The organism is Staphylococcus pettenkoferi (genome assembly GCF_002902685.1).
GTDB classification, from domain to species: Bacteria; Bacillota; Bacilli; order Staphylococcales; family Staphylococcaceae; genus Staphylococcus; species Staphylococcus pettenkoferi.
Genome location: NZ_PPRN01000021.1, coordinates 1 through 22346 on the forward strand (window position 1 = coordinate 1; position 22346 = coordinate 22346).

Annotated in this window: 20 protein-coding genes; 19 read left to right on the forward strand and 1 reads right to left on the reverse strand. The window is 39.9% G+C overall.

Annotated features, from left to right (window positions below):
- Positions 1–290: 290 nt before the first annotated feature.
- The 19 genes from sdaAB (at position 291) to rplS (ending at position 19248) form a co-directional block, all read left to right on the forward strand.
- Positions 291–956, forward strand: a complete 666-nt coding sequence (gene sdaAB / locus CD126_RS04640) for an L-serine ammonia-lyase, iron-sulfur-dependent subunit beta (RefSeq protein WP_103370104.1) — start codon at positions 291–293, stop codon at positions 954–956.
- Positions 957–969: 13 nt separating this feature from the next.
- Complete coding sequence (gene sdaAA / locus CD126_RS04645; protein ID WP_103370105.1) at positions 970–1845, forward strand: L-serine ammonia-lyase, iron-sulfur-dependent, subunit alpha; 876 nt, start codon at positions 970–972, stop codon at positions 1843–1845.
- 1 nt (position 1846) lies between these two features.
- Positions 1847–3892: an ATP-dependent DNA helicase RecG gene (recG, locus tag CD126_RS04650; RefSeq protein ID WP_049407123.1), complete on the forward strand. Its 2046-nt coding sequence runs from the start codon at positions 1847–1849 to the stop codon at positions 3890–3892.
- Between the two features lie 162 nt (positions 3893–4054).
- Positions 4055–4627 carry a transcription factor FapR gene (fapR, locus tag CD126_RS04655; protein ID WP_002472118.1) on the forward strand — a complete coding sequence of 191 codons (573 nt, stop codon included), beginning with the start codon at positions 4055–4057 and terminating at the stop codon, positions 4625–4627.
- Entirely contained in the window at positions 4620–5597 is a 978-nt protein-coding gene (gene plsX, locus CD126_RS04660; protein WP_049407126.1) for a phosphate acyltransferase PlsX, read from the forward strand. The genes fapR and plsX overlap by 8 nt, the downstream gene beginning before the upstream one ends.
- Before the next feature lie 2 nt (positions 5598–5599).
- Positions 5600–6526, forward strand: coding sequence for an ACP S-malonyltransferase (fabD, locus tag CD126_RS04665; protein ID WP_049407128.1), 927 nt, complete (start codon positions 5600–5602; stop codon positions 6524–6526).
- Positions 6519–7253, forward strand: coding sequence for a 3-oxoacyl-[acyl-carrier-protein] reductase (gene fabG / locus CD126_RS04670; protein ID WP_103370106.1), 735 nt, complete (start codon positions 6519–6521; stop codon positions 7251–7253). Before fabD ends, fabG begins: the two co-directional genes overlap by 8 nt.
- A gap of 186 nt (positions 7254–7439) precedes the next feature.
- Positions 7440–7673, forward strand: a complete 234-nt coding sequence (locus CD126_RS04675) for an acyl carrier protein (RefSeq protein ID WP_001830184.1) — start codon at positions 7440–7442, stop codon at positions 7671–7673.
- A 232-nt stretch (positions 7674–7905) separates the two neighbouring features.
- A complete protein-coding gene (gene rnc, locus CD126_RS04680; RefSeq protein ID WP_070503412.1) occupies positions 7906–8577 on the forward strand; it encodes a ribonuclease III in 672 nt (223 codons plus the stop codon).
- Positions 8578–8610: 33 nt separating this feature from the next.
- Positions 8611–12180 carry a chromosome segregation protein SMC gene (gene smc / locus CD126_RS04685; protein ID WP_103370107.1) on the forward strand — a complete coding sequence of 1190 codons (3570 nt, stop codon included), beginning with the start codon at positions 8611–8613 and terminating at the stop codon, positions 12178–12180.
- Entirely contained in the window at positions 12177–13439 is a 1263-nt protein-coding gene (gene ftsY / locus CD126_RS04690) for a signal recognition particle-docking protein FtsY (protein ID WP_103370108.1), read from the forward strand. The genes smc and ftsY overlap by 4 nt, the downstream gene beginning before the upstream one ends.
- Positions 13432–13764 (forward strand): putative DNA-binding protein, encoded by a 333-nt coding sequence (locus tag CD126_RS04695; RefSeq protein WP_002472124.1) that lies wholly within the window; start codon positions 13432–13434, stop codon positions 13762–13764. Before ftsY ends, CD126_RS04695 begins: the two co-directional genes overlap by 8 nt.
- A 26-nt stretch (positions 13765–13790) precedes the next feature.
- Positions 13791–15158 (forward strand): signal recognition particle protein, encoded by a 1368-nt coding sequence (gene ffh / locus CD126_RS04700; protein WP_002472109.1) that lies wholly within the window; start codon positions 13791–13793, stop codon positions 15156–15158.
- A 352-nt stretch (positions 15159–15510) separates the two neighbouring features.
- Entirely contained in the window at positions 15511–15819 is a 309-nt protein-coding gene (locus tag CD126_RS04705) for a nucleotidyltransferase family protein (protein WP_103370109.1), read from the forward strand.
- 224 nt (positions 15820–16043) lie between these two features.
- A complete protein-coding gene (locus CD126_RS04715) occupies positions 16044–16742 on the forward strand; it encodes a hypothetical protein (protein ID WP_049407141.1) in 699 nt (232 codons plus the stop codon).
- A gap of 404 nt (positions 16743–17146) precedes the next feature.
- The gene (gene rpsP / locus CD126_RS04720) at positions 17147–17413 is read left to right on the forward strand and encodes a 30S ribosomal protein S16 (RefSeq protein WP_002472408.1); all 267 of its coding nucleotides are present in this window, start codon (positions 17147–17149) and stop codon (positions 17411–17413) included.
- A 138-nt stretch (positions 17414–17551) separates the two neighbouring features.
- Complete coding sequence (rimM, locus tag CD126_RS04725; protein ID WP_049408370.1) at positions 17552–18055, forward strand: ribosome maturation factor RimM; 504 nt, start codon at positions 17552–17554, stop codon at positions 18053–18055.
- The gene (gene trmD / locus CD126_RS04730) at positions 18055–18789 is read left to right on the forward strand and encodes a tRNA (guanosine(37)-N1)-methyltransferase TrmD (RefSeq protein ID WP_103370110.1); all 735 of its coding nucleotides are present in this window, start codon (positions 18055–18057) and stop codon (positions 18787–18789) included. Before rimM ends, trmD begins: the two co-directional genes overlap by 1 nt.
- A gap of 108 nt (positions 18790–18897) precedes the next feature.
- Positions 18898–19248: a 50S ribosomal protein L19 gene (rplS, locus tag CD126_RS04735; RefSeq protein WP_103370111.1), complete on the forward strand. Its 351-nt coding sequence runs from the start codon at positions 18898–18900 to the stop codon at positions 19246–19248.
- Between the two features lie 204 nt (positions 19249–19452).
- Here the strand turns inward: rplS and CD126_RS04740 are convergent, their stop codons facing one another.
- Positions 19453–22110, reverse strand: a complete 2658-nt coding sequence (locus CD126_RS04740) for a YfhO family protein (protein ID WP_049405491.1) — start codon at positions 22108–22110, stop codon at positions 19453–19455.
- Positions 22111–22346: the final 236 nt, after the last annotated feature.

Consider the following 22346-nt stretch of genomic DNA (forward strand, 5'->3'; position numbering starts at 1 on the left):
ATAATAATGAACTAAATACCTAAATATTCATTGTCCAATCACATTAAATACATATACTCTAAAATACTGATATGACAGTATTTATAGCGTTTCAATAACTTTCTTATTGCTAGAACTCCTGCTATAATAAACGAGCATAACAAACTGTGAAAACGCTTTTATAAATCATGAGAAAGTCGATGTAAGCATACATTTGATTTCTACAATAAACTGACAACATTTTATGGCTAACTCATTTTTTCAAAACTGAAATAGGACTCGATAAATATAGACAACGATAGGAGACAACAATGAAGTTTAAAAGTGTATTTGATATTATAGGACCCACTATGGTAGGCCCTTCTTCTTCGCATACAGCTGGGGCTGTACGTATCGGTTTGGTGGCTAGAGGCTTGTTCGCTGAGTTGCCTGACCAAGTGGATATTTACCTCTATGGGTCATTTATGGAAACTTACAAAGGTCATGGGACGGATGTCGCTTTAGTTGGAGGGTTGTTAGGTTACGATACAGATGATGACCGTTTGCCAACAAGCATCCAAACAGCCGAAGCAATGGGGATACGTATTAACTTTATCGAAATGAAAGAAGAACGTTCTCACCCAAATACAACGATTCTACACATGCGTAAAGGAGATAAAGATATTTCTGTAGAAGGCATTTCAATCGGTGGCGGCAATATTGAAATTGTAGCAATTAATGGCTTTAAGATTACGTTGAGTGGAAATTATCCTGCTCTGCTCGTCTTTCACCAAGATACCTTTGGAACGATTGGTAAAGTTGCAAATATACTTGGTGAGCACAGTATTAATGTTGGAACCATGCAAGTATCTCGTAAGGAGAAAGGTGATCAAGCATTGATGACGTTTGAGCTGGATGATGCAATCGACGATGAGATTCTTACGCAGATACGACAAGTTGAAGGCGTCGTTACAGTGTCGCTGATGGGGAATGATTAACAGGGGGAGAATGATGTTTAAGAGTATCAAAGAATTACTAGCAATTTGTGACGCTGAATCACTGACGATTCATGAAGTGATGATGCGTCAAGAGATGTCAGTGACAGGGCTTACTGAGGAAGAAGTTTACGCACGAATGGACAAGAATTTACAGACGATGGAGCATGCTTTAGAGCAAGGCCTTACTGGTGAGGGAGTTGTTTCGACGACGGGGCTTACTGGCGGAGATGCGCTATTACTACAACGTTACATCGCATCGGGCGCCTCTTTAGCAGGCGAGACGATGCTCGATGTAGTGAGTCGAGCTATGGCGACCAACGAGGTCAATGCCGCTATGGGTAAAATTTGTGCGACACCCACTGCAGGTTCGGCAGGCGTGGTACCAGGCGTCTTATTTGGCTTACGTTCCAAGCTGCATCCTTCACGAAGAGATATGCTTAACTTCCTGTTAACTGCTGGTGCCTTTGGATTTGTAGTTGCTAATAATGCGTCAATTTCCGGAGCAGCGGGTGGATGTCAAGCTGAGGTCGGTTCTGCGGCAGCGATGGCAGCTGCAGCAACCGTAGAACTTGCGGGTGGATCGCCACAGCAATCAGCTGAAGCCTTTGCAATTTGTTTGAAAAATATGCTAGGTTTAGTGTGTGATCCAGTCGCTGGCTTAGTAGAAGTGCCTTGTGTGAAACGTAATGCAGCAGGGTCTTCGAATGCAGTAGTTTCGGCAGATATGGCATTAGCAGGAATTCAATCGCGCATTCCGACAGACGAGGTTATTGAAGCGATGTTTCGTATTGGACAAACAATGCCATCCGCTTTGCGTGAAACAGGAAGAGGTGGCTTAGCAGGTACGCCGACAGGTCAGCGCTTAAAACAACAAATATTTGGTGATTAATATGTCGAAAGTCCATTTAATTGAGAGCCCTTTTCCCTTATCATCAGTAAAAGGTTTGGGGCCAAAGCGTTTAGCAGTGCTCAATGAGTTAAACATTCAAACGATCGAAGATTTAGTCTTATATTTTCCAGTCAGATATGAAGATAATACTGTAGTAGATTTAAATCAAGCTGAAGATCAAACCGTCGTGACAGTAGTGGGAGAAGTGTATTCGACGCCTACTGTCGCTTTTTTTGGACGAAATAAATCTAAGCTGACCGTCCACTTACTCGTCAATAATATCGCAGTGAAGGCGATCTTTTTTAACCAACCTTATTTGAAAAAGAAAATTCAACTCAATGAACTTGTGACCATTAAAGGTAAATGGAATCGTCGGAAACAAGAAATCAATGGTAATCGAATGTATTTCAGTGCCGAGGAACAAGGTGAAACGCATCTTGAACCGGTTTATCGCATTAAAGAAGGGATTAAACAGAAACCGCTAAGAGATATGATACGTCAAGTGCTTAATGAGGTGACGATTGAAGAGTGGCTCTCGGAAGGTTTGCGCAACAAATATAAACTTGAACCACTGGCAGATACGATACGTACGCTGCATTACGCGCCAGATAAGACGGAACTCCTACGTGCACGTCGTACCTACGCTTTCACTGAACTCTTTATGTTCGAACTTCGTATGCAGTGGTTAAATCGTTTAGAGAAGACTTCAGACGAGGCCATCGAAATCAATTATGACATTGAGCAAGTTAAAGCATTTATCGCAAGTTTGCCGTTTGAACTCACTGATGCACAGAAACAAAGTGTGAACGAAATATTTAGGGATTTGAAAGCGCCCATTCGCATGCATCGTTTACTTCAAGGTGATGTCGGTTCTGGTAAAACGGTCGTCGCTGCGATATGTATGTACGCGCTGAAAACAGCAGGGTATCAATCTGCGTTAATGGTACCGACAGAAATACTCGCCGAGCAACATGCTGAAAGTTTAAGTGAGTTATTTGGAGATACGATGAATATAGCTTTGCTGACAGGTTCTGTTAAAGGGAAGAAACGGGCATTGTTGCTTGAACAATTGGAAGCAGGCGAAATTGATTGTGTGATCGGTACGCACGCTTTAATTCAAGATGATGTCATTTTCAAAGATGTCGGTTTAGTCATTACCGATGAGCAACATCGTTTCGGCGTGAATCAACGACAGCTTCTTCGTGAGAAAGGGGCAATGACCAATGTCCTATTTATGACGGCAACGCCAATTCCACGTACCTTAGCCATTTCTGTGTTTGGAGAAATGGATGTTTCTTCAATTAAGCAACTGCCGAAAGGTCGCAAGCCAATCATCACCTCATGGGCGAAACATGAAGCCTACGAAGAGGTCTTAACTCAAATGACGAGCGAGTTACGCAAAGGGCGGCAAGCCTACGTGATTTGTCCGTTAATTGAAAGTTCTGAGCACCTTGAAGATGTGCAGAATGTTGTTGAACTATACGAAGCCATGCAGGTCTATTACGGCGAATCGCGTGTGGGTCTATTACATGGCAAGATGACCTCAGAAGAGAAAGATGACGTGATGCAACGTTTTAGTGATCATGAGATTGATATTCTCGTGTCCACTACTGTTATCGAAGTCGGGGTCAACGTACCCAATGCCACATTTATGATGATTTATGATGCTGACCGCTTTGGCTTATCAACGCTCCATCAGTTACGGGGGCGTGTAGGTCGCAGTGAGCATCAAAGTTACTGTGTGCTCATTGCTTCACCGAAGACGGAGACAGGCATTGAGCGTATGAATATTATGACTGAGACCAACGACGGCTTTGAGTTGAGTGAACGTGACCTTGAAATGCGGGGACCAGGTGACTTCTTTGGGGTGAAACAAAGTGGTTTGCCTGACTTCTTAGTGGCCAATGTTGTCGAAGATTATAAAATGTTAGAAGTGGCGCGTGATGAAGCAGGTGAATTGATACAATCGGGCCAATTCTTTACTGAGGAATACGCCACTTTACGTTCTTTTATTGAGGATAATCTACTTTATACGAGCTTTGATTAATATACAAACAAGGAAGGGATGAGCAATGTGTGACGATTATGAGGTCCATGACTCATTCCTTTATTTTATTACTTTATTTGTTGAGTAAACTATTTAGAAAGTGTTATGATATGTGAGGAATGTTATGACTAGGTACTAAAAATCTTTGAAGGGTGACGTAGAATGGCTAAGTTGAAAAAAGAAATACGACGTCAAGCGATTCGTGAAGCAATTGATAAGAACCCTTTTATTACCGACCACGAACTTAGTACCCAGTTTAACGTGAGTATTCAAACAGTGCGGTTAGACCGTACGCATTTGAATATCCCAGAATTGCGTAAACGAATTCAACAAGTGGCAGAGAAGAACCACGCACGTATCCGTTCGATTGAAGGCAATGAGATCATCGGGAATGTAATCGATGTGACACCTGACGAACGAGCAACATCTGTTATACACATCAACGAAGAATCTGTCTTCTCACGCAATCAAATTGCTCGAGGACACGTGGTCTTTGCACAAGCCAATTCGCTTTGCGTAGCATTGATACATAAACCCGTAGTATTGACCCAATCAAGTGAAGTGCAATTTATCAAGCCGGTCAAACTACATGATACAGTTAAAGCAGAAGCTCAAATGATAGAGATTAAAGACAATTATTATATAATAAAGGTGAAATCATACGTCCGTGAAGACCTCGTATTTACAGGTACTTTCAAAATGTATTACACAAGTGAGGATGAACGAAATGGTTAAGATAGCAATTGATATGATGGGTGGCGACGATGCACCCCAAATTGTGCTAGATGCAGTACAACAAGCAATCAAAGATTTTCAAGATCTTGAAATTATTCTATTTGGTGACGAGAAACAATACACACTCAATCATGAACGCATTGAATTTCGTCATTGTACTGAAGAAATCGCTATGGATGACGAGCCAGTCCGTGCGATTAAACGTAAGAAAGACAGTTCAATGGTTCGCATGGCTGAAGCAGTGAAACACGGCGAAGCAGCAGGTTGCGTCTCTGCAGGTAATACCGGCGCGCTCATGTCATCAGGATTATTCATTGTTGGCCGTATTAAAGGTGTGGCAAGACCCGCGTTGGTAGTTACGCTACCTACAATTTCAGGTAAAGGTTTCGTATTTATGGACGTGGGTGCGAACGCGGATGCGAAAGCGGAACATTTATTACAATATGCCCAACTTGGCCATATTTACGCTCAGAAATTTAGAGGCGTTCACAATCCATCTATTGGATTGTTAAACATCGGTACAGAAGCGGCCAAAGGGAATTCATTAACGAAGAATGCTTATAATTTAATGAAAGAACAAGACGACATTAATTTCAAAGGTAACGTTGAGGCCAAAGGTTTAATGGAAGATGTAGCGGATGTCGTAGTCACAGATGGTTACACAGGTAATATGATTTTGAAGAACTTAGAAGGTACTGCGAAGTCTATTGGTAAAATGTTCAAAGAGACGCTGCTCAGTAATTTTAAAAACAAAATCGCAGGTCTGCTGATCAAGAAAGATTTGAAGGAAGTGCAAACGAAAATGGACTATGCTGAATACGGTGGTTCAGTACTACTTGGGCTAGATGGCATCGTAGTTAAAGCACACGGAAGTTCAAGTGCGAAAGCGTTCTATTCAGCAATCAGACAAGCTAAGATTGCAGCAGAAGAGAAGATCGTAGAAACTATGAGAGAAACGGTGGGTGAATAATCATGGGTAAGACAGCAATTATCTTCCCTGGTCAAGGGTCTCAGAAAGTCGGAATGGCTCAAGATCTTTATGAACACGACGCACAAGCAACAGAAGTGCTCAATACTGCGCAAGAAGCGTTAGACTTTGATTTGTTAGAAACGATGTTCACTGATAATGATGGTAAGTTGAATCAAACTGAGAACACACAACCCGCATTAGTGACACATAGTATGGCGTTATATCGCGCACTTAACAACATCGACGCTGATTATACGATGGGGCATAGTTTAGGTGAATATGCCAGCCTTGTCGCAAGTGGTGTGCTCTCATTTGAAGATGCAGTGAAGATTGTGCGCAAGCGTGGTCAACTCATGGCAGACGCCTTCCCAAATGGTGTGGGTGGCATGGCTGCTGTGCTCGGTTTAGACTATGACAAAGTTGACGAAATTTGTCGTTCATTGTCTACAGATGATGAAATTATTGAACCCGCAAACATTAATTCTCCAGGGCAAATCGTCGTATCTGGATACAAGTCATTGATCGATCAACTTGCGAAAGAGGGCAAATCACTCGGTGCGAAACGTGTTATGCCTCTACCTGTTTCAGGTCCGTTCCATTCATCTATGATGCAAGTCATCGAACAAGATTTCGCTGATTATATCGATCAATTTGAATGGCATGATGCTCAATTCCCTGTCGTTCAGAACGTGAACGCACAAGGAGAAACAGATGCTGAAACGATTAAGCAGAATATGATTAAACAATTGTATTCACCGGTTCAATTTATTAAATCTACAGAACAATTGATTGAAGACGGCGTAGATCATTTTATCGAAATTGGTCCAGGTAGAGTACTTTCAGGTTTGATTAAAAAGATTAATCGTGATGTGAAATTAACTTCTATTCAAACTTTAGAAGATGTGAAAGGATGGAATGAAGATGAGTAAGAACGTATTAGTTACAGGTGCTTCACGCGGTATCGGACGTAGCATTGCTTTACAATTTGCTGAAGAAGGCTATAACGTAGCAGTCAATTACGCAGGTAACAAAGATAAAGCAGAAGCTGTGGTTGAAGAAATTAAAGGTAAAGGCGTAGAAAGCTTCGCGATTCAAGCTAACGTAGCCAATGGCGATGAAGTCAAAGCGATGATTAAAGAAGTCGTAAGTACGTTCGGTTCAATTGATGTGCTCGTGAACAATGCAGGGATCACACGTGATAACCTACTCATGCGTATGAAAGAACAAGAGTGGGACGATGTCATTGATACGAACCTCAAAGGTGTCTTCAATTGTATTCAAAAGGTTACACCACAAATGTTGAGACAAAAAAGCGGTTCTATCATCAACTTATCAAGTGTCGTAGGTTCTGTGGGTAACCCAGGACAAGCTAATTACGTTGCTACGAAAGCAGGTGTCCTTGGTTTAACGAAATCAACTGCACGTGAATTAGCTTCACGTAATATCACAGTCAACGCTGTCGCACCTGGTTTCATCGTGTCAGACATGACTGACGCATTAAGTGATGATTTGAAAGAACAAATGTTAGATCAAATTCCGCTTAAACGCTTTGGTAAAGACCAAGATATCGCGGATACTGTCACATTCTTAGCTTCTGATAAAGCGAAATATATCACTGGTCAAACAATTCATGTTAACGGCGGTATGTACATGTAATTTCCCCGTTCAAGGGTAGTTACGAAGTGAGATGAAACAGTTTGAAATCCACGAGAGTATGAAACGCATATTCTAGCTTATAAGACTTGCGTTTCATTAACACCATGAAATTTCACTTGTATTTCACTTCATAAAATGGGAAAATAATAAGGTCTATATGTTGACTTTAAAAGGAGGTGACTCGACGTGGAAAACTTCGATAAAGTAAAAGACATCATCGTTGACCGTTTAGGTGTTGATGCTGATAAAGTAACTGAAGATGCATCTTTCAAAGATGATTTAGGCGCTGACTCACTTGACATTGCTGAATTAGTAATGGAATTAGAAGACGAATTTGGTACTGAAATTCCAGACGAAGAAGCAGAAAAAATCAACACTGTTGGTGATGCTGTTAAATATATTAACAGCCTTGAAAAATAATATATGTGAATCTGAGTCGTTGAATACATCGACTCAGATTTTTTATGCGCAAGAAAAGCACTCGTGCGCATGTTAAATATTTAGTAAATCTTTATCTCTCCACTTTAGTTTTACTATTAATTCACGTAGAATTAACAGTGTGCGTAAAGAAAGAGAAGGAGGCGTCAAACTATTGTCGACAAATTATAAAGAACAAATCGAGCAATCATTTCGGACTCAATTCGCTACAAAGATGAAAGAACTTAAACTACCTTACGAGAACATCGCGCTGTATCAACAGGCTTTCTCTCATTCCAGCTTTATCAACGACTTCAACATGAATCGTTTAGAACACAATGAGCGTTTAGAATTTCTAGGTGACGCAGTATTAGAATTGACGGTATCACGCTATCTTTTCGACAAATATCCCGATCTGCCGGAAGGGAATTTGACTAAGATGAGAGCGACGATCGTGTGTGAGCCATCACTTGTAATATTTGCGAATAAGATTAACTTAAATGAGCTTATACTGTTAGGTAAAGGTGAAGAGAAGACTGGAGGCAGAACGCGTCCTTCACTCGTTTCAGATGCCTTTGAAGCCTTCGTAGGTGCGCTCTACTTAGATCAAGGATTAACTGTTGTGAATCAATTTGCGCAACAAGTGATCTTTCCTTATGTTGAAGATGATGAACTCCAAGGTGTAGTGGACTTCAAGACGCAATTCCAGGAATTTGTACATCAACATAATCGTGGCGACGTGACATATCGTCTCGTTAAAGAAGAAGGTCCAGCGCATCACCGATTATTTACGTCCCAAGTGATGTTGAAAGGTGAAGCGATTGCGACAGGTAAAGGTAAGACGAAGAAAGAATCTGAACAGAAAGCAGCCGAAAGTGCTTTTAAAGTAATGAATCCAAAGTCTTAAGACCTTTGAGCGAGTAAGGATAAGGAGTAAAGCATGGTATATTTAAAATCTATAGATGCATACGGCTTTAAATCGTTTGCTGATCATACAGACGTTCAATTTGATAATGGCGTCACTGCTATCGTAGGTCCCAATGGCAGTGGTAAAAGTAATATTACCGATGCGATTAAATGGGTGCTAGGCGAACAATCCGCAAAGTCTTTACGTGGTTCAAAGATGGAAGATATTATCTTCTCGGGTGCCGAACATCGTAAAGCGCAGAACTACGCAGAGGTGCAACTGAAACTAGATAACAGCTCTGGGAAGTTACAATATGACGCCGAACTCGTCACTGTCACACGTCGTTTATATCGCAGTGGCGAAAGTGAATACTACTTGAACAATGAACGTGCACGTTTGAAAGATATCGTAGACCTTTTCCTAGATTCAGGGTTAGGTAAAGAAGCGTTTAGTATTATTTCACAAGGCAGAGTCGACGAAATTCTAAATGCCAAGCCGATAGACAGACGTCAGATTATCGAAGAATCAGCAGGTGTGTTGAAATACAAGAAGAGAAAGGCGTCCTCTGTTCAGAAACTAGATCAAACTGAGGACAACTTAACACGTGTAGAAGATATCCTGTACGATCTTGAAGGTCGTGTGGAGCCTCTACGTGAAGAAGCTTCTATTGCGAAAGAGTATCAACATCTCGCTGCTGAGATGGAGAAAAGTGACATACTCGTTACGGTTCATGATATTGAAACGTACAACGACAATGTCCATGAGTTAGATGAGCAATTAAATTCGTTAAAAAGCCAGCAAGAAACAAAAGAAGCCAATAAAGTTCAACATACGAAGGCATTAAATAAATACAAATCTGAACGCCAACAATATGATAATGAAATCGAAAAATTAAACTATCAGCTCATGAAAGCGACGGAAGACCTTGAAAAATACAATGGTCAGCTGAATGTGTTAAAAGAACGTCAGAAGAACCAATCTGAAACGAATGCGCGTTTCGAAGAGGAACAAGAGAATCTCGAAGAACAAAAAGAACGTTTGCAACAAGAGTTAGCGCAGGCTAAAGCAGAAATTACGACGTTACAGCAACAACAAAAAGAGTTAAATCAACAAATTCAGTCGTATGAGAATCAACTAGGACATTCTGATGATGATACTGAAACACAATTAGAAGATTTGAAAGACCAGTATTACTCACTCATGTCTGAACAATCCGATGTGAACAACGATATTCGCTTCCTTGAACATACGATTCAAGAAAATGAGTCTAAGCAATCTCGGCTAGACTCTCGTCTTGGAGAAGCTTACGAAGCATTACAGAAAGTACAACAAGAAATCGTGACAACGGAACAATCACATGCACAAGCCGACAAAGAGTTGAAAGCGATTGAACAAGAATTAAATCAACGCGAACAAGAATTGACGCGTGTGAAGAAGAAACAGTCAGAATATGAACATCAGCTTCATCAAGCGTATCGTTATAATGAAAAGCTAAAATCACGCATCGATAGTATGTCAGCGCAACAGGAAGGCTATAACTACTTCTTCAATGGCGTTAAACATGTATTAAAAGCAAAGGATACACAGTTATCCGGTATACATGGGGCAGTCGCAGAAATTATCGATGTACCGTCAGAACTCACGAAAGCAATCGAAATCGCCTTAGGTGCTTCAATGCAACATGTCATTGTTGAAACGGAGCAAGCCGGTCGCCAAGCGATTCAGTATCTGAAACAACATAGCCTAGGACGTGCTACATTTTTACCTTTAAATGTTATTAAACCACGCCAGTTATCTGCAGAAATTCAATCTATCGCAGAACGAGCGGAAGGATTTATAAATATTGCCTCTGAAGCGATTTCAGTAGATCCACAATATCAACACATCGTTCGAAACCTGCTAGGCAATACGATTATCGTTAATGATTTGAAACAGGCGAATGAGTTAGCGAGAGCGATACGCTACCGTACTCGGATAGTGACGCTTGAAGGCGATATCGTGAACCCTGGTGGCTCGATGTCCGGCGGCGGTGAGCGCAAGACGAAGAGTGTCTTAGCTCAGAAAGACGAACTAGCGAAGATGAAAGCGCAATTGGAATCCTATCATCGTCAGACGGTTGATTTTGAACAACAATTCCAAGAGATGAATGATCAAGCAAATCAGCTTAGCGAAGATTATTTAAGCAGCAGTCAACGTTATAATGAAATCAAACAGCACAAGCATGAGCTATCTCTCGAACTCGATCGTCTGCATACGAATGAAGCACAAATCAAGGATGATCACGAAGAATTCCAATTTGAGAAAAATGACGGTTACGAAAGTGCGAAAAGTAAAGCGACGTTGAATGAGAAACAACAACAGCTTTCCGAGATTAAAGAACGCTTAGCACAGCTAGAGAAAGATATTGAGCGACTCACTGAATTAAATAAAGAAGGCAAAGCAAGTACGACTCAACTTCAACAACAACTTAATCAGAAGAAATCAGATTTAGCTGTAACGAAAGAACGTCTCAAGACACAACGTCAAATGAAAGAGCGATTGAATGAACAACTCGATCAAACCGATCAAGCACTTGAACAACTATTAGAGAAGATAGAATTCTTTAATTCAGATGAAATCACAGGTCAACAGGCCTTTGATCAAATACAGTCGCAGATTGATGAGAAGCAAGAAGACAAGTCTCGTTTTAATCAACAGCTTGAAGAATTGAAAGCACAACGTTCAGAGCTCAATGAAACGATAGAAGAAACAGATGCGCTATTGCAAGAGACACATCGCGACATTCTGTCCATCGAGAATCGCTATCAAGATATTAAAGCAGAACAATCACGTTTAGACGTCTTGATTAGTCATGCAATTGACCATCTCAGTGAAGACTATCATGTGACATTTGAACATGCGAAGACGTTGTATGAGCTTGATACGGATATTGAAAGCTTGCGTAAAAAGGTGAAATTGACGAAGATGTCGATTGAAGAGCTCGGACCTGTTAACTTAAATGCGATTGAACAGTTTGAGGAGTTGAACACGCGCTATACATTCTTAGATGAACAACGTACAGATTTAAGAGAAGCGAAAGCAACTTTAGAACAAATTATTCAAGAGATGGATCAAGAAGTGAAAGATCGTTTCAAAGCGACTTTCCACGCTGTACAGGGTCACTTTACAGAAGTCTTTAAATCTCTGTTTGACGGCGGTGAAGCAGAGTTACGCTTAACGGACGACGACTACCTCTCAGCAGGCGTAGAAATTGTCGTGCAACCCCCTGGTAAGAAACTGCAACATTTATCCTTACTAAGCGGTGGGGAACGTGCACTGAGTGCCATTGCTTTACTCTTTGCGATATTAAAAGTTAGATCCGCCCCATTTGTCATTCTTGATGAGGTCGAAGCGGCATTAGATGAGGCGAATGTAATTCGGTATGCACAATATTTACGCCAGCTATCTGAACAAACGCAATTTATTGTCATCACGCACCGAAAAGGTACGATGGAATATGCAGATCGACTCTACGGTGTGACGATGCAAGAATCTGGTGTATCGAAATTAGTCAGTGTGAACTTAAATACGATAGATGAGGTAATGGAGGAGGAACAAACATGAGCTTTTTTAAACGCTTAAAGGACAAGTTTACAGGCCAAGCGAAAGAAGAGAAGAAACACGAAGAACCCCAGGAATCAACGCAACTCGAAGATTTAGATTCGGCAGAGTCTGATGAGAGTCAGCAACAATTCGATCAACCTGCAGAACAACCCGAACCACCTAAGAAGAAACCGAAGAAATTAAGTGAAGCGGATTTCGATGAAGATGGACTGATCTCCATCGAAGACTTTGAAGAAATTGAAGCCCAAAAATTAGGTGCCAAATTCAAAGCTGGTTTAGAGAAATCACGTCAGAACTTCCAAGAACAACTCAATAATCTCATCGCGCGTTATCGTAAAGTAGACGAAGATTTCTTCGAAGCATTAGAAGAGATGTTAATCACAGCAGACGTTGGCTTTAATACAGTGATGGAACTCGTAGATGAACTTCGTGACGAAGCGAAACGTCGCAATATCCAAGAAACTGAAGATTTACGTGAAGTCATCGTTGAGAAGATTGTTGAAATCTACCATCAAGATGATGAACATTCTGAGGTCATGAACCTTGAAGACGGCCGCTTAAATGTCGTGCTCATGGTCGGCGTTAATGGTGTAGGTAAGACGACAACAATCGGTAAACTTGCGCACCGCTATCAAGCAGAAGGCAAGAAAGTCATGCTTGCTGCTGGTGATACATTCAGAGCAGGTGCGATACGTCAACTTCAAGTATGGGGTGAACGCGTCAGTGTCGATGTGATTAGCCAAAGTGAAGGTTCAGATCCAGCTGCTGTTGTATATGATGCGATGAATGCAGCGAAACATAAAGGTGTCGACATCTTAATCGTCGATACAGCAGGTCGTTTACAGAACAAAGCAAACTTAATGAACGAACTTGAGAAGATGAAACGTGTCATTGGTCGCGCGATTCCGGACGCGCCTCATGAAAGCTTACTTTGCTTAGATGCGACGACGGGTCAGAACGCACTTTCTCAAGCTCGTGCCTTTAAAGAAGTGACAGACGTTTCAGGTATCGTCTTAACGAAACTTGATGGTACAGCTAAAGGTGGTATCGTTCTTGCCATCCGTAACGAACTTCACATCCCAGTGAAATACGTTGGTTTAGGTGAACGCTTAGATGACCTTCAACCATTTAACCCAGAAAGCTACGTTTATGGTCTCTTCGCTGATATGATTGAACAAAATGTAGACGCTGAAGCAGAGGAAACTGATCAAGAAGGTGATGACGCAGCTTCAGAAACAGAAGGTCGTCCACATGAGTAATGGTGATTTAGTTAAGACGTTGAGAATGAATTATCTCTTTGATTTCTATCAATCATTACTCACTGAGAAACAGCGCAACTATCTTGAACTGTTCTATCTTCAAGATTATTCATTGAGTGAGATTGCAGAAACTTTTGATGTGAGTCGCCAAGCAGTATATGATAATATTAGAAGAACTGGCGATTTAGTTGAAGATTATGAGGATAAATTAAATTTATATCGTAATTTTGAAAAGCGCCAAGAGCTTTATAACGAGATGAAGGCGCATATAGATGATAAAGATAAAATTGCTGAACTCATTCAACAATTAGAAGAACTCGAATAACACTTTTACAAAGGAGGGGATTTGATATGGCATTTGAAGGCTTGTCGGATCGTTTACAACAGACGATGCAGAAGATCCGTGGTAAAGGGAAAGTCACGGAAGCGGATATCAAGACGATGATGCGTGAAGTCCGTCTCGCATTGCTCGAAGCCGACGTTAACTTTAAAGTTGTTAAGAACTTCGTTAAGACCGTATCAGATCGTGCCCTAGGTTCAGATGTGATGAAATCCTTAACCCCAGGGCAACAAGTAATCAAGATTGTACAGGATGAATTGACCCAACTCATGGGTGGCGAGAATGCAACGATTCAAATGGCGAATAAACCGCCAACTGTAGTCATGATGGTAGGGCTTCAAGGTGCAGGTAAGACGACTACAGCAGGTAAGCTAGCACTCTTGATGCGTAAGAAATATAATAAAAAACCACTCTTAGTAGCTGCCGATATCTATCGTCCAGCTGCGATCGATCAACTTCAAACAGTAGGGAAACAACTTGATATCCCTGTATATAGTGAAGGCGACCAAGTACAGCCGCAAGATATCGTGGATCACGCGATTCAACATGCGAAAGAAGAACATCTCGATTTCGTCATCATCGATACAGCCGGCCGTTTACATGTCGACGAAGCATTGATGAACGAATTACAAGAGGTTAAGGAAGTCTCTAAACCGAACGAAATCATGCTCGTGGTTGATGCGATGACCGGTCAAGATGCGGTTAATGTTGCTGAATCATTCGATAACCAACTCGACGTATCTTCAGTAACGTTAACGAAACTCGACGGCGATACACGTGGTGGTGCAGCGTTATCTATCCGTTCAGTAACACAAAAACCAATTAAATTCGTCGGTATGAGTGAGAAACTCGACGGTCTAGAGCCATTCCATCCCGAGCGTATGGCTTCCCGTATCTTAGGTATGGGCGATGTGCTAAGTTTAATCGAGAAAGCACAACAAGATGTGGATGAGGAAAAAGCGAAAGATCTTGAGAAGAAAATGCGAACTTCCTCATTCACGTTGGACGATTTCTTAGAACAACTTGACCAAGTGAAGAACTTAGGCCCACTGGATGATATTATGAAGATGATTCCAGGTATGAATAAGATGAAAGGCTTGGACAAGCTGAATATGAGCGAGAAACAAATCGATCATATTAAAGCGATTATCCAATCTATGACGCCGACTGAACGTGAGAACCCAGCAGTACTCAATGTGTCACGTAAGAAACGTATCGCAAAAGGGTCAGGCCGCACACTTCAAGAAGTTAATCGTTTGATGAAACAATTCAATGAGATGAAGAAAATGATGAAACAATTTACCGGTGGCGGTAAAGGTAAGAAAGGTAAAAAAGCACAAATGCAGAACATGTTAAAAGGCATGAATTTACCGTTCTAACCTCATAACGAGTGCAGGACAGCGATTCACTGATGATCGTTGTCCTGTTTTTTATTTTAGAGAAAATGTAAGTGATATTGAGAGTAGGTATTTAAATACCTTATACTAATAAAATTATCAACACGTGGTCGCTTAATATTTGAAATGGATTGTGTTTGTTAGTATAATTTATTTATCCAATAAACAAATAAAGGAAATTTAAAAGAGATTAGGTGACACCATAATACAGCAAGAAATCGCAGCAATTGAATCAACGATGCTCAATGTTTATAACCGTACTAAGTATGTATCAGAATTAACAGCACACCTTGACATGAATACCAATTTAAAGAAAACATGTGTGTATAAGGTAATGAATCATAAAGGTGATATTATTAATCCATCTATAGTTATGATATTACAAGAGTATATCGATATTCTTATAAGTCATGAAAAGGAATTAGCAATTAATGACAATCACAACGTAAAATACAGAGTAAAAAATTTTAAATGCGTTATTAATAAAGTCACTCGCTTTAATCGCAACAATAAACTTGGAACTTTTCCATTAAATAAGGTATTAAATGATATTTTAGGCTATCGATTAATAATTACATCAACCCTTCCGATTAAAGAAGTAAAGTTAAATATACAAGAAACTGTAGAAACACTTCCTACTTAGATGAAAAATAAAATAACTGTATTAAACTCGTCTAAAAATCAATACAAAGCAGTTCATGTCTATTTTAAACTTAGTAATCGCACTTATCCTATTGAACTCCAAATTTGGAGAGCAAAGGATAGAGAACAAAATCGAGATAGTCATCTTGCATATAAGCAAGATTACATGAAATGGCATGTGAGAGAAACAGAATTAATCCATCAATATGGATGAAAGGAGCACCTATGCATTATAGACATTTACTTATATTTCTACAGAATGATAAACTTGCCGATCAAACAGGAACACGTGTCGCTTACCATAAGTTATTAATAAAAGAAAATGATGATTGTCAATATGAACTCGATAAATTAAGCGAGCACGATGTAATGACATATATTCATAGTATACCAAGTAAAGATCCATCAACTGAAGGGATTGCTAAGGAAGATCCTTATTATCGAGATATCAAATATTATCATGATTTCGAAGAATTTCTTCAAGTTGCCACTGAACCCTATCCACTCGTTCCTCTAGATATCGCACGCTACTTCCTACTCATTGCACCTATGACACTTAAGAAATTAAACTTGCTTCTTAACATTGCTTACCACCGATATCAATTTGAAGAAGATGAAGCGCTTTTCTATTACGAGTATCCTATCACAGGACTCTCAACACAATTTATTTCACTCGAAGATTTACCGAGTAGAACGATTCATCATGATAACGAACAATTTAGTATACCCGATGATTATATGGCTCCAATTATGTATCGTATTCTTTTTAGTGAGAAGAAGATGAACAAACCTTTATTTCTTCAAAAAATAAAACAACATTATAAAGAGATGAGTATTGATGAAATTCTTCATGACGATTTCATCGAGGTGAAACACTTTCAATTGAATAACACTCCTGGGACACTCACAGAAAATAGTGTTTGAAACAAATGAAAATCAAGTTTAAAATGAATCTTTATTATATTTTCAATGTCGACTCGAGACGCATGATGGAGCTAGACCACAACGAAAATCCATTCCTAGAGCTCTAAGAGCGAGAGGAATTAGTTGAGTGTGGTCCTACGCAGTTGCTGACTGAATTCGAGATGGCTAATGCTCTCTCGAACTCTACTCAGCTTTACGGGGGAAATACTACGAAATCATAGATTTCTGTACTTCTCCCATGCAAGCGAGAGTCATTACATTGAAAATAAATAACTTTTATTTATGTTCCAGACACATTAAAGAAAAATAATTTGGTAAAGAAAAAGCTCTTTACAAACATCTGGACAACTGTTATTATTAATTCTTGTAGAAAAGAAATTATTAATATAAAGGAGCGTATACTAATGGCAGTTAAATTACGTTTAAAACGTTTAGGTTCTAAAAGAAACCCATTCTACCGTATCGTAGCAGCTGATTCTCGTGCGCCACGTGATGGTCGTAGCATCGAACAAATCGGTACTTACAACCCTAAACACGTGAATGCACCAGAAGTTATCATTGATGAAGAATTAGCACTTAAATGGTTGAAGAATGGTGCTAAACCAACTGACACAGTACACAACATCTTATCAAGAGAAGGTATCTTGAAAAAATTTGATGATGAAAAATAAATGAGTTAGAAAAAGAGTAACCTGAGTGTTGCTCTTTTTTTATGACTTGAGTTAGCATGTGCTAATGAGTGAATAAAGAAGCGAGCATCATTTCCATGTTATAATAAATCATTAAGTCAAAGTATTGGAGGTTGCGTTATGCAGGTTGAAGTAGGCGAAATTGTGAATACGCACGGAATTAAAGGTGAAGTGAAAGTGAAATCAAACTCAGACTTTACAGATGTGCGTTTTCAACAGGGTGAAGTGCTTGAAATTCATCCGCAAGACGGAGAAACGATAGAGCTAGTTGTCACATCTCATCGTGTCCATAAAGGGCTACATATGTTGAAGTTTGAAGGTAGAGACAATATCAACGATGTAGAACATTTGATAGGTGAAACGTTATATCAAGAGCGTGATCATGAGGATATTGAACTGGCGGAGAATGAATATTATTATTCTGATATTATCGGTTGCACAGTCTTTAATGAGGGCGAACCGCTTGGTCGAGTGACTGAAATCTTTGAAACAGGTGCAAATGATGTATGGGTCGTTCAAGGTGACAAAGAGTATTTAATTCCTTATATCGCTGATGTTGTAAAAGAGGTTGATGTAGAAGGGCGTCAAATACATATCACGCCAATGGAAGGATTGTTAGATTGATGAGAATTGACTATTTAACGTTATTTCCTGAAATGTTTGAGGGTGTGCTTAATCACTCTATTTTGAAAAGAGCGCAAGACAAAGGCATGCTTAACGTGAATACTGTTAACTTTCGAGATTATACGGAGAATAAGCATAATCAAGTAGACGACTATCCTTTTGGTGGCGGACAAGGGATGGTGTTGAAGCCGGAACCGATATTTAACGCGTTAGAAAGTCTCCAACACACACCTAAGACACGTGTCGTCTTAATGTGTCCGCAAGGTGAACCTTTTACCCAAGAGAAAGCGCAAGAGTTGAGTAAAGCGGAACATCTCGTCTTTATTTGTGGTCACTATGAAGGATATGATGAGCGAATTCGAGAACATCTTGTGACAGATGAAATTTCTATTGGCGACTACGTGTTGACTGGCGGCGAACTACCTGCGATGACGATGACTGATGCGATTGTGCGGCTTATTCCAGGTGTACTCGGGAATCAACAATCTCATGAAGATGACTCGTTCCAAGACGGCTTGTTAGAATTTCCTCAGTATACGCGTCCGCGAGAATATCGAGGTATGAACGTACCAGAAGTATTGTTGTCAGGAAATCATGCACGAATCGATGCGTGGCGACGTGAGCAGAAGCTGCTGCGCACGTATCGCAATAGACCGGATTTATTGGACAAAGCTGAATTAACAAAGCAGGATCAAGATATTCTAAAAAGATATCGAAAAGGAATTGAAAAGTAAAAGTGTTTGTGCTAGCATAATGTAAGTGTGCAATGCACGAAAAATCACTATGATCCGCTGCTATATTATTGTCTAGGCATGAACATAGGTTGAAGGAGAGAATTTACTATGAGTAATCACAAACTTATTGAAGCAGTTACGAAATCACAATTACGTGACGATATTCCTACATTCCGTGCTGGAGATACTTTACGTGTACACGTTCGTATCATCGAAGGTTCACGTGAACGTGTCCAAGTCTTCGAAGGTGTTGTAATCAAACGCCGTGGCGGAGGCATTTCTGAAACATTCACAGTACGTAAGATTTCTTCAGGTGTAGGTGTTGAACGTACATTCCCACTTTACACTCCTAAGATCGAGAAGATTGAAGTGAAACGTCGTGGTAAAGTACGTCGTGCTAAATTATACTACTTACGTCACTTACGTGGTAAAGCTGCTCGTATCCAAGAAATTCGCTAATCAGTATATAATGAAGAAAGCTGGAATTCACTTAATCGTGGGTTCCAGCTTTTTAATTTACTCGATTTTCTTTTGTGATAATCGAGCTTGTTTGTGTTTAAAAAGTCTGGGACTCGAAAAATCGCTTAACTCTCGAATCCCAGACATTTATTTGAGAATACGTTGATCGGTATTTCTACTCAAAGCGCTTTAAGTCTTCTTCAACTAAAGCTCCTTCTCAACGTATTTAGTCTCTTGCTCATAAAGCTTCTTCTTTTTCTTACGCAACCACCAACACCACAAGACACTCAGTACAACTCCAATACTACTCAAACTGAGAAGCAGCCAGTGATGAGGGTAGTGGTAAGTTACTGTAATCTCACGTTGTCCTTTTGACGTAGGCAAGACAGTCATTATTCCATTTCCTTGCTTGACGTCTACTTTTTTACCATTTGAATGTGCTTGCAAGCCATCTCGGTAAGCCATAGGTAAGACGATGTAACCCGCATCATCGCGATTCTTGGTAATGGTGTACCCATTATGATGTTGCTTGACTTTCACAGGCTTCACATCTTTATGTGCTTCTTGCAATGTACGATAATCCTCTCCATAAATCCCCTTGAGTCGATAACGATACGTACCTTTAGCGAGATGTAAATGTAAATCTTGCGCTGATTTCACTTTCATCGTCACAGGTGTCACAAACCGGCGATATTTATACGTGAGTGGATTACGGTTCTGACTGTACTCGTTTATACCTACGCGATGTGCTTTGTCCGGCGACAGGAGTTCAACATCCATTTCGACATATAAATCTTGATAGCGATCAGCTATGTGTTTGGGTAGATGATAAGTGATACCGCCTCTATTTTTATCTACTTTAAGTTGATGTTCTTTACCTTGACGCGCATGATTCAGCTCAGGTTTAGCATAGTTCAGTAGATTCTGATTAGGTGTAAAATGACTCGTCGGCTTCTGATCGTGATCTAAGAATACAACACCAGTTAAATACGCTTGTTCACGATCTAAAGGTGATTTCAATTGACTTGGCTTAAACACTTTCTTCGTTAAATGAGCAGCAGGATAGTTAAAGTCAGCAGTTGAATGTTCAAACGTACGCGATTCGGTTTCGAAGTCCTGATAATGTTTGAAACCGTAAGGCATGAGTTGATCTTCAGAAGTGCGTATACGATCACGCACGTCCCATAACGCCATTAAATTGGTACGATTGTTGAGTAAGCGATACGTACTATTCTTGTCAGTCGGCATATTAATCTGTAGTTGACGATCGTAATAGTCCAGAATACGTCCATCAAAGATGCTAGAATATAGCGCGATGCCATTATAGTGATAAACCATCGCTGAGTTAAGGTTGTATTGAGACATATAATCGATGCGATGAAAGATGTCATTTTGCCGCTTATGATTAATATCATTAATTTTATCTTGCATTTTCGGACTGCGATAATGATCAGATTTTAGTTCAGAGCGATCTGTTGTGTATTTTTTAATATTATTGGTATACGCGTTTTGAATCATCATCCATTGTTGCAAAATGATGAGAATCATTAAGATAATTTTAAAAGCCACAGTGTGACGCCGGGATGTAAAGCGTATCGTTAAACCTAAGAAGATAATGATACACAGGCTTACATACATCCAACCCGTTTCAAGCTCGAAATACCCGATCCATTTTAGCAGCATGAGAATGAGCACAGGTATACTACTCAGCAGAAAGCTAGTCATTGAAATCTCGCTAAAGTAATGAATATATTGTGCGACGAGTAGGGCAGATATAAAGGCCAAGATGTAGACCCAGCGACGTTCCGGTGTTGAAAAGCCATTGAAAGCACTATCGAAATAAGGCGAGAGTGAACCGAGTAACATTAACCACGTCGCAATCGCCGTCAAACGATAGAAATAATGGCGATAGAGTTTAAATGAGAACAACGCCATAACCACAATCAATATGAGCGTGATATAGAACCCATTTGAGAACATGTGATAATGACGTATCGGCTCGATGATTGGGCCGAAATGGAAATGTGGATTGGATTGTCGATCGTTATTGAGAAATGACGTTACCCCTGTATACCAACCCCATAAACTACTGATAGCTGCTAGCAGGACACTGCCGACGATGATCCATAGTTTCTGAATTCTTGAAAGTACATCAGCATGATAAGGCCAAATTGTGCGATAGATAAAATAACACAACATAATAATTATTTCATAGTAACTGAAGTAAAAATTAGAAAATAAGGTGAGTGCGATCGCAAAAATAAATAAGCCTGCTTTGCGTTCTTGGAACAAACGCTCAATGCCGAGTACAGATAATGGTAGAAAAATTAATAAATCACTATAGAACGACCACGTAAAGTTAAAATCGATTGTCACCGTTGATGCGCCATATAATAATGTCGCAATCATTGTGGGCACGCGTTTCATGTTAAAATATCTGAACGTATAGTAGCTCACTACAAAGATGAATGAAGTCTTTACAATAGCAACGACGAGTTGATCCGTGGGCCAGAATGCAATATCACTCGGGTTAGCGTGAAAGACATGTTCTGCCACCCAGACTCCGAAAAAGTGTAAATAAGTAAATGGTGACAAAGCATAGTAATAGGATAAATCTTGAATATAATTGCCACCTAAACCAAAGGAGTGATCGTACATCATGTGTCCTTTCGAGAAATGTTCATAAAGGTACATTTGGAAAGGCATCATTTGTCGAAAACCATCTCCGTTGCCACTAAACACGAGACCTTGCGCCAAGTAGCGATAAATATAGCCACTAAAAGTGATTAAGCTTGCTATACTGCTGAGCACAATGACGAATAATAATTTTATTAAAGGATGTTGTGTTAATTTATCTTTCATAATATTCCTCTTAACGTTGACGTTAAGTTCTTCAACTCACTCTAACGTCAAATTTAATTTTTACATAGCACTGTCATTTTAGCATCTTATGGCTGATTCCACGACTCATTTAGGTAAACATAACTACCTAAAAGTGTTTTTGAAAATAACAATGGAGGCAACAAGAGGTATATTGTCAGTTCATATCATTATAAGTGTGGTAGATATTTGGTTGAAATTCGATTTTGCGTTAAGCA